Origin of the sequence: Pantoea ananatis LMG 2665 (assembly GCF_000710035.2) — a bacterium.
In the GTDB taxonomy this organism is placed as follows: domain Bacteria; phylum Pseudomonadota; class Gammaproteobacteria; order Enterobacterales; family Enterobacteriaceae; genus Pantoea; species Pantoea ananatis.
This window is the reverse complement of the sequence record NZ_JMJJ01000005.1, coordinates 434,234-447,357: the sequence shown is the minus strand read 5'-3', so window position 1 is coordinate 447,357 and position 13,124 is coordinate 434,234. Positions and strand designations below refer to the sequence as shown.

At 56.6% G+C, this 13,124-nt stretch carries 9 protein-coding genes and 1 pseudogene; all 10 read left to right on the top strand.

The window, feature by feature from the left end:
• The first annotated feature begins 73 nt into the window (after nucleotides 1-73).
• The 10 genes and pseudogenes from cbl to EL29_RS09990 all read left to right on the top strand — a co-directional run bounded on the left by cbl (nucleotide 74) and on the right by EL29_RS09990 (nucleotide 13,117).
• Nucleotides 74-1,033: an HTH-type transcriptional regulator Cbl gene (gene cbl, locus EL29_RS10035; protein ID WP_019106488.1), complete on the top strand. Its 960-nt coding sequence runs from the start codon at nucleotides 74-76 to the stop codon at nucleotides 1,031-1,033.
• A gap of 151 nt (nucleotides 1,034-1,184) precedes the next feature.
• Nucleotides 1,185-2,642 (top strand): NAD-dependent succinate-semialdehyde dehydrogenase, encoded by a 1,458-nt coding sequence (locus EL29_RS10030; RefSeq protein ID WP_019106487.1) that lies wholly within the window; start codon nucleotides 1,185-1,187, stop codon nucleotides 2,640-2,642.
• 354 nt (nucleotides 2,643-2,996) lie between these two features.
• Nucleotides 2,997-4,466: an aldehyde dehydrogenase family protein gene (locus EL29_RS10025; RefSeq protein ID WP_028715296.1), complete on the top strand. Its 1,470-nt coding sequence runs from the start codon at nucleotides 2,997-2,999 to the stop codon at nucleotides 4,464-4,466.
• 32 nt (nucleotides 4,467-4,498) lie between these two features.
• Nucleotides 4,499-5,167 carry a haloacid dehalogenase type II gene (locus EL29_RS10020; RefSeq protein WP_013026293.1) on the top strand — a complete coding sequence of 223 codons (669 nt, stop codon included), beginning with the start codon at nucleotides 4,499-4,501 and terminating at the stop codon, nucleotides 5,165-5,167.
• A gap of 10 nt (nucleotides 5,168-5,177) precedes the next feature.
• The gene (locus EL29_RS10015; protein ID WP_028715295.1) at nucleotides 5,178-6,455 is read left to right on the top strand and encodes an NAD(P)/FAD-dependent oxidoreductase; all 1,278 of its coding nucleotides are present in this window, start codon (nucleotides 5,178-5,180) and stop codon (nucleotides 6,453-6,455) included.
• Nucleotides 6,456-6,600: 145 nt separating this feature from the next.
• Nucleotides 6,601-8,208 (top strand): ABC transporter substrate-binding protein, encoded by a 1,608-nt coding sequence (locus tag EL29_RS10010; RefSeq protein WP_022623356.1) that lies wholly within the window; start codon nucleotides 6,601-6,603, stop codon nucleotides 8,206-8,208.
• Nucleotides 8,209-8,234: 26 nt separating this feature from the next.
• Nucleotides 8,235-9,188 carry an ABC transporter permease gene (locus EL29_RS10005; RefSeq protein ID WP_014594019.1) on the top strand — a complete coding sequence of 318 codons (954 nt, stop codon included), beginning with the start codon at nucleotides 8,235-8,237 and terminating at the stop codon, nucleotides 9,186-9,188.
• On the top strand, nucleotides 9,188-10,036 hold the full coding sequence (locus tag EL29_RS10000; protein WP_014605501.1) for an ABC transporter permease: 849 nt from the start codon (nucleotides 9,188-9,190) through the stop codon (nucleotides 10,034-10,036). The genes EL29_RS10005 and EL29_RS10000 overlap by 1 nt, the downstream gene beginning before the upstream one ends.
• Nucleotides 10,033-11,697: an ABC transporter ATP-binding protein gene (locus EL29_RS09995; RefSeq protein ID WP_013026288.1), complete on the top strand. Its 1,665-nt coding sequence runs from the start codon at nucleotides 10,033-10,035 to the stop codon at nucleotides 11,695-11,697. Before EL29_RS10000 ends, EL29_RS09995 begins: the two co-directional genes overlap by 4 nt.
• Before the next feature lie 89 nt (nucleotides 11,698-11,786).
• Nucleotides 11,787-13,117 (top strand): annotated as a pseudogene (locus EL29_RS09990) (NAD(P)/FAD-dependent oxidoreductase).
• Nucleotides 13,118-13,124 lie beyond the last annotated feature (7 nt).

The window sequence follows — 13,124 nt, the reverse complement described above, 5'->3', positions numbered from 1 at the left end:
TTTTAGTATTTCCAGTTATCGAAAATCCTTTTTACCCTCTGTTTATCAGATTGTGTAAAGAGAGGTAAATAGTGTGAATTTCCAGCAACTTAAAATTATCCGCGAAGCGGCACGACGGGAGTTCAACCTTACAGAGGTCGCAAGCACGCTATTTACTTCGCAATCGGGCGTCAGTCGCCATATTCGCGATCTTGAAGATGAGCTTGGGGTTGAAATCTTTATCCGACGCGGCAAGCGGCTGCTTGGCATGACAGAGCCCGGGAAAGCGCTATTAACCATTGCGGAGCGCATTTTGGACGAAGCCGGTAAAGTCCGCCGTCTGGCTGACGTGTTTACCAATGAATCCAGCGGTATCCTTTCCATCGCCACCACGCATACGCAGGCGCGTTACAGTCTGCCGCCCGTCATCAAGGCGTTTCGCCAGCTTTATCCCAACGTCAGGCTTGAACTGAACCAGGGCTCACCGCAGGAAATTGTGAACATGCTGCTGGCAGGCGAGGTGGATGTCGGAATTGCCAGTGAGATGCTGGTGAATAACAGCAGCCTGGCGGCGTTTCCGTGGTTTAGCTGGCATCATGCCCTGCTGGTGCCGCACGATCACGAGCTGGTGCAGCAACAGCCGGTATCGCTCAATGCGCTCAGTCACCATCCGCTCATTACTTATCGCCAGGGGATTACCGGGCGTTCACGTGTGGACCGGGCCTTCCAGGGGGCAGGCTTAAAGCCGGACATCGTGCTCAGCGCACAGGATTCCGATGTGGTGAAAACCTATGTCAAACTTGGCCTTGGTGTCGGTATTCTGGCCGATCAGGCCTGTGAAACCGAACCGGGCGGTGAGCTGGTCAGGCTGGATGCCACGCATCTGTTTGAGGCTAATACCGTGTGGCTGGGGCTGAAGCGGGGCCAACTGCAGCGCAACTATGTCTGGCAATTTCTGGAGCTGTGCAACGCCAACTTATCGCTTGAAGAGATTAAAGAGCAGGCACTGTCCTCCTCGGGTGACGATGAGCCGGTTATCGATTTTCAGATTTAGCGACCCTGAACATCCAGCGCCCTGGCACAACGGCATAAAATTTTTTTTCTGCCGTAAATCCTCACAGCGAACGCTTTCTGGCCGGCAATAACAACATCCTGCGCTTCTCCCCTCCCGATAAAGTGGAAAGATCTGAACAAAGGGGGATGCGATGTCACGTATACAACTAAAAGATCACACGCTGTTGCGTCAGCAGGCGCTGTTTGCGGGTCAATGGCAGAACGGTTATCAGGGCGAAACGCTGCCGGTTATCGATCCGGCAACCGGTGAGACGCTGGCGACGGTTCCGGCGCTGGGGCTGAAGGAAACCGAGGCGGCGATCGATCATGCGGAGTCGGTACGCCATGACTGGGCTAAAACACCCAACGCCACACGCGCCGCACTGCTGGAAAAGTGGTATCAGTTGATTGTCGATAACGCCGACGATCTTGCCATCATCATGACGGCCGAGCAGGGCAAACCGCTGGCGGAAGCCAGAGGCGAAGTCCTTTACGGAGCCAGTTTCGTTAAGTGGTTTGCCGAAGAGGCGCGTCGCATTTACGGCGATACCATTCCCGCGCCCACGTCCGACCGCAGAATCATCGTGTTAAAACAGCCGGTCGGCGTAGCGGCAGCCATTACGCCGTGGAATTTTCCCATTGCCATGATTACCCGCAAGGTGGCGCCTGCGCTGGCGGCGGGTTGTCCGATTATCGTTAAACCTTCTGACCTGACGCCGCTGTCTGCCCTGGCGCTGGCGGTTCTGGCAGAGCGCGCCGGCTTTCCGTCCGGTGTTTTGCAGGTGGTCACCGGTATGCCGACGGAAATTGGCGCCGCACTGACCGAAAGCCGCCTGGTGCGTAAAATTTCATTCACCGGCTCAACCCGTGTGGGTCAGTTACTGATGAAACAATGTGCCGACAGCGTAAAACGGTTGAGTCTGGAACTGGGCGGCAACGCGCCGTTAATCGTTTTCGATGACGCCGATATTGAGATCGCGGTGGCTGGCGTCATGACCAGCAAATTCCGTAACGCCGGGCAAACCTGTGTCTGCGCCAACCGGATTCTGGTACAGCGCAACATCTATGAACGCTTTTCCGCCCGCTTACTGGAAGCCGTGGCCACCCTCAAGGTGGGCGACGGATTTGCGGCCGGTAGCACCCTCGGGCCCCTGATCAATACCGCCGCGGTTGAAAAGGTCAATGCACATATCGACGATGCCTTACAGAAAGGGGCGACGCTGTTAACGGGCGGCATCAGCAGCGGAGCGGGAACCTGGGTTCAGCCTACCGTTCTGGGGCAGGTGACGAGTGAGATGCGCATTGCGCAGGAAGAGACCTTTGGCCCGGTGGCACCACTGTTTGTGTTTGACGATGAGGCGCAGGCATTGGCGATGGCGAACGACACGCCTTATGGCCTGGGCGCGTATTTCTTCACGGAGAATATTCGACGCGCCTGGCGGGTAGCGGAAGCGCTGGAATTTGGCATGGTAGGATTTAATACGGGCGTAATCTCTTTAGAAGTGGCGCCCTTTGGCGGCGTTAAATTATCGGGAATCGGTCGTGAAGGTTCACGTTACGGAATTGATGAATATCTGGAACAAAAAACATTCCATCTCGGCAGTTTGTAATTTAAGACGTAATAACTGAATTCAGGCGCCAGCATAATCGTTATGCTGGCGCTTTTTTTTGTGCGTCAGATCTGGTTTTTGCGCCTTTTCTCCTTTTTAGTGCAAGTTTCATGCGCAATGCACCAAAGCAAGGCGGGTTTTTTGTGAGGTAAATCATCTGTTTAACGCTTCGGCAATTCCGCAATAAATCCGTCATTAATACGGCAGAAAAATTTTTTTGCGTCGTTTTAAACGCATTTTTATTTTTTTAACGGCTGGCATACTTTCTGCATTACCTAATTACTTATTCAGAAAAGCATTGCCGAAATTTAACCAATCCAGAGTGTGATGGGTGTAACAAATAAGGATTCTTCCATGTTGAGTTTCGACCCGGAAAGCGTGCCACTCCCGTTAGGCCATTATATCGGCGGGAAACATGTGCAAACACAAGGCGAATCTTTTGCCGTTAAACGCCCCTCAGATGGTCGTGTTTTTGCCACCCTGCATGAAGCGCAGGCGGAAGATGTTGATCGTGCCGTGATGACGGCGCATCAGGCACTAAAAACCAGCGGCTGGTCAGGTTGTTCCCCCCGTGAACGCGGTCGGGTTTTGCGCCGCTGGGCGGACTTAATCGAACAGGATCTGCTGCTGGCCCAGCTTGAAGCACTTGGCTCAACGCGTCCGATCGCCGACGTGGTACAGCATGAAATTCCCTTCACCGCCGAAGCCATTCGTTTCTATGCCGAATGTGCTGACAAATACAGCGGTGACCTGTTTCCCACGCGGGATAGCAGCCTGGGAATGCTGATTGCCGAACCCTATGGCGTGATCGGGGCGATTACGCCCTGGAATTTCCCCCTGTCGATGGCCTCGTGGAAATGCGGGCCGGCCCTGGCAGCAGGAAATGCGGTGGTGCTGAAACCCTCTGAACTCACCCCGCTTTCTACCGTGCGCATGGCAGAGCTGGCGGTTCAGGCTGGTTTACCCGCTGGCATCCTGAATATCGTGCAGGGCAGCGGGGCGGTAACGGGCAGCGCGCTCGTCAGACATCCGCGAGTGCGCAAAGTGTCTTTCACCGGTTCCACCCTGACCGGAGCGCGCATCATGAGCGATGCCGCACAGTTTGGCATGAAGCCCGTTACGCTGGAACTGGGCGGTAAAAGCCCCCAACTGGTTTTCGATGATGCAGGGGATATTGAGGTGCTGGCGCAGCGTATTCTGCGCGGCTTCACCGCAAATGGCGGCCAGGCCTGCGTTGCGGGTACGCGCTTAATCGTGCAGCGCGGCATTGCCGATGCGCTGACGGAACGGCTGGCGGCGTTATGTCGTGAGGCCAGGCCAGGCGTTACATGGCAGGACACCTCGCGTTATGCACCGCTGATTGATGCGCGCCAGGGCAATAAAGTGCGTTCGGTCATTGAAGATGCCAAAGCGCAGGGCGCTGAGGTGCTGGTAGGCGGCGAACGCTTCGCGGACACCGATGAGGGCTGGTTCTGGCAACCCACGCTGTTAAGCCAGGTGAAGCAGGATAATCCGGCGGTACAGCAGGAAATTTTTGGTCCGGTACTGACCATTCAGACCTTCGACGATGAAGAGCAGGGGCTGGCGCTGGCAGCACATGATACGTACGGCCTGTGTGCCGGTGTGCATACGCTGAGCCTGCCACGGGCCATGCGGGCGATACGGGCGATTGACGCCGGTACCGTGTGGGTCAATCGCTATGGACGCTCCGGCGATTTCATCATTCCAACCGGCGGTTTTCTGGGCTCGGGTATTGGTAAAGATTTGGGACGCCAGGCGTTCCAGGCCTGCCAGCGCCAGAAAAGCGTACTTATCGATTTTTAAGCACCACACCTGACAATAACGAGGTTAATTCCATGGCACTGTTTAAACCCAAATTCATCACTTTTGATTGTTACGGCACGCTGATCTTTTTTGATATGGCAGGTGCAGCAAAGCGCTGTTTTGCGGAGCGGGTGGACGCGAATGCCATGGATGCCTTTGTCGCTGACTTTTCGGGCTATCGTCTGGATGAGGTGCTGGGTGCCTGGAAGCCTTATTACGACGTGGTGAGCAATGCGATTCAGCGCACCTGTAAAAAATGGGGCGTGAAATGGGAGCAGGCAGACAGTGATTTTATCTACACCGACTGCGCCACCTGGGGACCGCATCCGGATGTGCCCGCCGGATTAGCCAAAGTGGCGAAAGAATTTCCGCTGGTGCTGCTGACCAACTCAATGAACGACCTGATTCCGCATCACATTCCTCGTCTTGGCGCGCCTGTGCATATGGCGATTACGGCGGAAGAGGCCGGTGCCTATAAACCTCAGATGAAAGGCTTTGAATACATGCTGGAAAAACTGGACTGCCGTCCGGACGAAATTCTGCATGTGTCATCCAGTTTCCGTTATGACCTGATGACCGCGCACGACCTGGGCATTAAGCATAAGGTCTGGGTCAATCGCGGGCATGAACCGGCCAATCCCTATTATCAATACACCGAAATTAAAGATATTGGCGGCCTGCCTGGCGTCGTCGGTCTTTGAGGACACCGTCATGAAACTGGAATCGTACTGGCAAGCCACCGCCCCGTCGTTCAGCGCCGCCGCTAAAGCCCCCTTACCGGCACAGGCCGATGTGGTCGTGATTGGGGCGGGTTTTACCGGTGTGTCCGCAGCGCTGACGCTGGCGCGTAGCGGAATTAATGTGGTGGTGCTGGACAGCGAAGAGGTGATGAGTCAGGCCTCGTCACGCAACGGCGGCCATTGCAACACCGGCGTGGCGCAAAACTTTGCCTCGCTGGTTGGCAGCCACGGACTTGACCAGGCCAGTCGCTTCTACAAGGCATTTGACGATGCGGTGACCTATGTTGAGCAGTTAATTAAGCAAGAGCAGATCGACTGCGATTTTCGTCTGTGCGGCAAGCTCAAACTGGCCAGCAAGGCATCCCACTTCTCCGGCCTGCAGGACGCCTGGACACTGATGCGCCGCACCGTGGATCCCGATATCCAGTTACTGAGCAAAGATGAGGTTCAGCGTGAAATTGGCGGTGGCGACTTCCATGGTGGACTCTTGCAACAGCATGGCGGCCAGATGCACATGGGCAAGTTTGGTGTGGGCCTGGCCGAAGCTGCGGTGCGCAGTGGCGCAAAAATCTATACCCATCATCACGTCACTCAGCTGGTACGGCTCGACGGCTATCGTCACCGGGTGGTCACCAGCCAGGGCGAAATCCTGGCCGACAAAGTGCTGATGGCAACCGGCTGCTCCAGCGAAGGCCCGTTCCCGTGGTTTCAGCGTCGTATTGTGCCGGTGGGCAGTTTTATTGTCGTCACTGAGCCACTGGATAACACGCTGCTTCATGCGCTGCTGCCCGAAAACCGCAACTACGTGACCTCGATGAACATCGGTAACTACTTCCGTACCACGGCGGATAGCCGTCTGGTGTTTGGTGGCAGGGCGCGCTTCGCCATCAGCAATCCAACGTCGGATTCACGCAGCGGCGACATCCTGCATGCGGCAATGGCGAAAATGTTCCCCCAACTGGCTAACACGAAGATCGACTACTGCTGGGGCGGCATGGTGGATATGAGTGCCGATCGTCTGCCACATGCCGGTGAACAGGACGGGGTGTTTTATTCGCTGGGTTACAGCGGGCATGGCACGCAGATGTCGGTATGGATGGGCCGGGTGATGGCCGATCTGATAAGTGAGAAATCTCGCGATAACCCCTGGCAGCGCGAGGCATGGCCTGCACTACCGGGCTATCACGGAAAACCGTGGTTTTTGCCGCTCGCCGGGCTCTACTACAAAGCAAAGGATCGCCTTTCATAAATTCACACTGTTTTTCAGGCCGCTCTGGGCGCGCAGTGAATGACGACTCGCCAGCCCGGCAGCGGAACGGCCAGCCAGCATGCGCCGTCTGAATGACGCAGGGGATGTTTCCATGTTCTCTCGAACACGTAATGAGGGTGTACAGATGAGTAAAATTGATAATAAAGAATCTGACGTAACCAATCCTGCTCTGACGCGGATGATCACGGAGGGCACGCTGTCCCGTCGCAGTTTAATGAAGCTGCTTTCCGCCGGTGCAGTGATGAGCACCGGACTGATCGGCTTTCCCGGCGTGGCGCTGGCAGAAAGCAAACCGGTTCAGGGCGGAAAAATACGTGTTGGCATGTCTAACGCGTCTGCGACTGATACGCTTGATCCGGCAAAAGGCAGCAACAGCGCCGACTACACGCGCCAGTTTATGTTTTACAGCTGTCTGACAGAGGTCGACAAGTCAATGTCGGTTAAGCCCGGTCTGGCTGAGTCGGTGGATTCGGACGACGGTATCACCTGGAGCATCAAACTGCGCAAAGGCGTCACGTTCCACGACGGTAAGCCCTTTACCGCGAAAGACGTGATTTTCTCGCTTAACCGCCATAAAGATCCCGCCGTGGCCTCAAGTGCATTCAAGCTTGCCGAACAGTTCAAGACCCTTACAGCTGTGAACGACAATGAAGTTCAGCTTGTTCTCGTGGCACCCAACTTTGACCTTCCTTACATGCTGACGACATCTCCCTTCCTGATCGTTCAGGATGGCACCAAAGATTTCAGCAAAGGGATCGGCACCGGCCCCTTCGTGTGCAAAAGCTTCACGCCCGGGGTCAATACCGTGGGCACCAAAAACCCCAACTACTTTAAACCGGGGCTACCGCATCTGGATGAAGTGGAACTGTTGGGTGTGACCGATCAGGCCGCCCGCGTCAACGCGCTGCTGTCGGGCGATATCCAGGTGGCCTCGGGCCTGAAAGCGCCGGACAGTATGCGCATCAGCCGTACGCCGGACCATGCGGTGCTTGAAACCAAAGGTGGCATGTACACCAACCTGATTATCCGCACCGATATCAAACCCGGCAGCAACCCGGATTTCGTGCTGGCGATGAAATATCTGCAGCCCAGAGAAATCATCGTGAAAACCGTGCTGCAGGGCTTTGGCGACGTGAGTAATGACACGCCGGTTCCACCCTGGCATCCGCTGTTTAACGCCGACCTTAAACCGCGTCCGCTCGATCCCGAAAAAGCCAAATTTTATATCAACAAAGCGGGCATGACCGGGCAGACCATTGAGATTGTGACCTCTCCGCCGCTGGAAGGCGCAACGGAAGGGGCACAGCTGATTCAGCAGGTAGGACGCAATGCAGGCCTGAACGTCAACGTGCGTCGCGTGCCTTATGAAGGCTACTGGGGCACCCACTGGATGAAAGATCCGGTGGGCTACGGCTCGATCAACCCGCGCCCGACGCTCGATATGCTGTTCTCACAGTTCTACCTGTCAAGCTCATCCACCAACGAGAGCGGCTGGAAAAACCCTCAGTTCGATCAGTTGGTGATTGCGGCACGTGGCGAACGTGATAAAGCCAAACGCAAGCAGATGTACGGCGATATGCAAACCCTGATCTATGACCACTGCGGAACGCTCATCCCGGCATTTATCAGTTCCATGGACGGTTACAGCAAGAAGGTTAACGGACTTGAAGCCTGGCCATCGGGCATGCTGATGGGCTATCGCTTCCATGAGTTCGCCTGGCTTTCAGCCTGATAATCGTCTGAAGAAGGAGTTCGCCGATGAACCGATACATGATGTTCCTGATTGCCCGGCGCATTGGCGCTGGCATCCTGACCTTGCTTATCGTCTCGGCGGTGGTGTTTTTTATCACCAGCCTGCTGCCGGGCGATGCGGCGCAAATGATCCTGGGGCAAAACGCCACGCCGGAAACCGTGGCGGCCCTGCGCCAGCAGTTGGGCTTAGATCAGCCCCTGCTGGTGCGCTATTTCACCTGGCTTGGCGGTATGCTGACAGGGAATTTTGGCACCTCATTTGCCAGTCATCTGCCGGTAGCACAGCTGGTGGCGCAGCGCTTGCCTGCCACCTTTGAACTGGCTGCCACCACCACGGCGATTTGTGTCCCGCTGGCGCTGATTATTGGCATCGCGGCGGCCATGAATCGTGGCTCAAAACTCGATCGTGCCCTGGTGATTGGCACCATGGCAACGGTTGCGGTACCGGAGTTTCTGGTTGCAACCGTCGCGGTCCTGATTTTTGCAGTGAAGCTGCACTGGGTTTCGGCCATGTCGCTGGGCAGCCCCAATATGGACTTCGCCAGCTACCTTAAAGCCTATGCGCTGCCGGTGATGACGTTATGCTGCGGCCTGGTGGCACAAATGGCGCGCATGACCCGCGCGGCCATTATTAACCAGCTCGACAGCCCTTATCTGGAAATGGCCTTGCTGAAAGGCGTTTCCCCGATGCGGGCGGTGCTCCGTCATGCCTTACCGAATGCCGTTGGCCCTATCGCTAACGCCATTTCCCTCAGTCTTTCTTACCTGTTTGGTGGGGTCATCATTATCGAAACCATCTTCAGCTATCCCGGCCTGGCCAGTCAGATGGTCGATGCGGTCAGCAACCGCGATCTGCCGGTAGTTCAACTCTGTGTGATGCTGTTTGCCAGCTGCTATCTGCTTCTGCTGCTGGCGGCCGATATCCTGACTATCGCCTTTAACCCGAAATGGAGGAGCTGATGAAAATATTGCTTCCCTGGCGCATTTTTCAGTCACTGTCTTTATCGGGCCAGTTAGGCCTGGTGGTGACCTTGTTCTGGCTAATTATCGCGCTCTTCGGCACCTGGTGGGCGCCCCACAATCTCGACGACATTGGTGCGGGCCCGTTAATGGGGGGATTTACGCATGAAAACCTGCTGGGTACGGATTACCTGGGGCGGGATATGCTCAGCCGCATTATGTACGGGGCGAAATTTTCCCTTGGCCTGGCGCTGGGCGCTGCGGTGCTGGCCAGCCTGATTGGCACCCTGCTGGCGCTGTTAGCGGCGGTGACCGGACGCTGGCTGGAAGAGCTGCTGGGCCGTATCAACGACGCCATGCTGGTGTTACCGGGGAAAATCCTGGCGCTGATGATCGTGGCAGTGTTCGGATCTTCATTGCCGATGCTGCTGATTACTGCGGTATTCACCTACTGGCCCGGCGCATTTCGTATCGCCTTTGCCCTGGCCAGCAACTTGCGCAATATGGATTATGTCCGCGCCTCCCGACTGCGGGGAGAAAGCCGCTGGTACATCGCCATCCACGATATTCTGCCCAATATGGTGCACCCGGTCCTGGCCGATTTTGGCCTGCGTTTTGTGTATATCGTTTTACTGCTGAGCGGGCTGAGCTTCCTTGGCCTGGGCGTTCAGCCACCTTATGCCGACTGGGGAACATTAGTGCGTGAAAATATTCAGGGGCTGTTTGATGGTTCACCGGCCGTGTTGATGCCCGCGGTGGCCATTGCCAGCCTGACCATCGCCGTTAACCTGTTTATTGACAGCTTGCAAAGCATGCGTCCGTTGACGCTGGCAAAGGAGGGGGCATGAACGTGACGCAACATACGGCAATGCCTGTGATATCTGTCGATAACCTGCGCGTAACGGCGCATAACGACAACGGGGATGAGCTGGATATCGTGTCCGATATTCGCTTCACGGTGCAAAAGGGCGAAGTGCTGGCGCTGATTGGCGAATCCGGCTCGGGTAAAACCACTATTGCGATGGCGCTCATGGGCTATGCACGCCACGGCTGTAAAATAGCCGAGGGCAATATTCATGTTGCGGGGACCAACATCATGAATCTTACCCCCGCACAGTTGCGCGTTTTTCGCGGCAACAAAGTCGCCTACATTGCCCAGAGTGCGGCTGCCTCTTTTAACCCCGGCATGAAAATTATCGATCAGGTCATTGAACCGGTCGTGATTCACGGCACCATGACGCGCAAGGCGGCGAAGGCCAAAGCGCTGGCGTTGTTTCGTGAGCTGGCGTTACCCAACCCGGATACGATTGGCGATCGCTTCCCCCATCAGGTCTCGGGCGGGCAGTTACAGCGTTTGATGACGGCGATGGCGCTGATCAGCGATCCGGACGTGGTGATTCTGGATGAACCCACGACGGCGCTGGATGTCACCACCCAGGTTGAAGTGTTGAAAGCCTTTCGTCGGGTGGTCAAACAGCGCGGCGTAACGGCAATTTATGTCAGTCATGACCTGGCCGTGGTGGCACAAATGGCCGATCGCATCCTTGTTCTGCTGCAAGGTAAAATCGCTGAGTATGGCACCACTGCGCACCTGATTGGCGCACCGCAAGCGGACTATACGCGCCTGTTGATGGATGCGGCTCAGCAGAAAGAGCGGCCCAGCCACTGGTGCCCGGCGAAAGCCGGTGAACTGCCGCTACTGGAAGTGCGCGATCTGTCTGCCGGTTACGGCCCGAAAGGCAGCGATGGTTTACCCAAAGTGCGCATTCTGGAAAACATCAATCTGACGCTCTGGAAAGGTCAGGCCATCGGCATTATTGGTGAATCCGGATCGGGCAAAACCACCCTGGCTCACGCTATCGCTGGCCTCAATCCGGCCTGCCAGGGGCAAATCTTGTTTAATGGCTACACGGTGGCCGATCAGATGCAAAAGCGCACGGATAACGAGCTGCGCCGTATTCAGTATGTTTTCCAGATGGCGGATACGGCGCTCAATCCGGCGCACAGCGTGGAGCGGATTCTGTCACGTCCCCTGACGCTGTTTCATGGTCTGAGCGGCATCGCCCGGCAGAACCGGCTGTATCAACTTCTGGATCTGGTGAAGTTGCCGCGCACGGTACTCTCGCGCCGTCCCTGGTCGTTGTCCGGTGGGCAAAAGCAGCGTGTGAATCTGGCACGTGCCCTGGCGGCAGAACCGGATGTCATTCTCTGTGATGAGGTGACCTCGGCGCTCGATACCGTAGTGGCCTCGGCGGTGCTGGATCTGATCAGTGAACTGCGCCGTGAGCTGGGATTGTCGGTAATGTTTATCAGCCACGATATGCACGCCGTGCGTGCCGTGTGTGACGAGATCGTTGTGATGCGCAATGGTGCTATCGTGACCCAGCTGGCACGCGGTAACTACGATCAACCGACCAGTGAGCTCTATTTCGAACGCCTGAAACGTGCGGTTCCTGAGCTACGTCAGGGCTGGCTGGACGAGCATGAAGAGATTCTGAAAGCCGAATAACCGGCACCGCCATTTTGGCAAGCAAAACTCATTTTGGGGCAGCTGAACCAGGGTCATTCTGCCCCAATACACGACGAGGTTGTGACGTCATGCCTGCACCGATTCGTTATGTACAGGACAGCCCGGACTTCCCGGATGCCGCTGATGTGGTGGTGATTGGTGCTGGTATCGCCGGTGCCGCTGCCACCTGGTATCTGGCAAAGCAGGGCCTGAAGGTGGTGCTGATTGAGAAGGGCCTGGTCGGGGCTGAACAATCCAGTCGCAACTGGGGCTGGTGCCGTCAGCAGAATCGCGATGAACGTGAACTGCCGCTGGTGATTGAAGCCTTACGAGGCTGGGAAGAACTCAGTGTGGAAACCGGTGAAGAGCTGGGTTTTCGCCGCAGCGGACTGGTTTACGCCACCCGCAGTGAAGCGGACATCGCCGCCTGGGATATATGGGGCCAGATGGCCAAACAGTACGGCGTACGCAGCGACATATTAAATGCGCAGCAGGCGAAAGCCCTGACGCCGGGCAGCACTACAAACTGGCTGGCGGCGTTTCGGCCCCCACCGACGGTGCAGCAGAGCCCAGACTGGCCGCGCCGGGTATAGTGATTGGCGCACAGAAAAAAGGGGCGCTGGTGTTTCAGCAATGTGCGGTGCGCGGGCTGGATATTTCAGCAGGACGCGTCAGCGGCGTAATAACCGAACGGGGAGTCGTCAAAGCCCCCCGCGTGATCTGCGCCGCGGGTGCATGGACCTCGATGTTTTGCCGTCGGCACGGCATCGATCTGCCGCTGGGGAATGTGATTGGCACCGCCTTTCGGACTCAGCCCATCGAGCAGGCCATTGCCGTTCCTTTTTATACCGAAAGCTTTGCCTGTCGGCCGCAGCTGGATGGCAGCTATACCGTTTCCGTATCGGGCCGTGGACGGCTGGAGCCCGGTGCTCAGGGCTTGCGATATCTGCGTCAGTTTTATCCCACGTTCAAAAGTCGTCGTAAAAATCTTACCCTGAATCTGGGGGTGAAGCCGTTCTTTCACGGCCCTGAGGCGATGGGGCGCTGGGATCTGGATGCCGTTTCGCCTTTCGAGCGGATGCGTATTCTGGATCCGGCTGCCGATGCCTGGGTCGTGGAAAGCGGACTGGCCGCCATGCGCCGCGAATTTCCTGCCCTGGCGAATCTCAAAGTCGCCCAGGCCTGGGGGGGAATGATTGACAGTACGCCGGATGCCATTCCGGTTATTTCAACGGTGGCAAAACTGCCTGGCCTGGTGCTGTCGGCGGGGTTCAGCGCACACGGTTTTGGTATTGGCCCCGGCGCGGGCCGCCTCGCCGCTGAACTGGCGACGGACGCGACGCCGGTGGTGGATCCCACCCCTTATCGTTACAGCCGTTTTATTGACGGCAGCGAACTTGATGCACCTGGCATGATGTAAGGAAAGC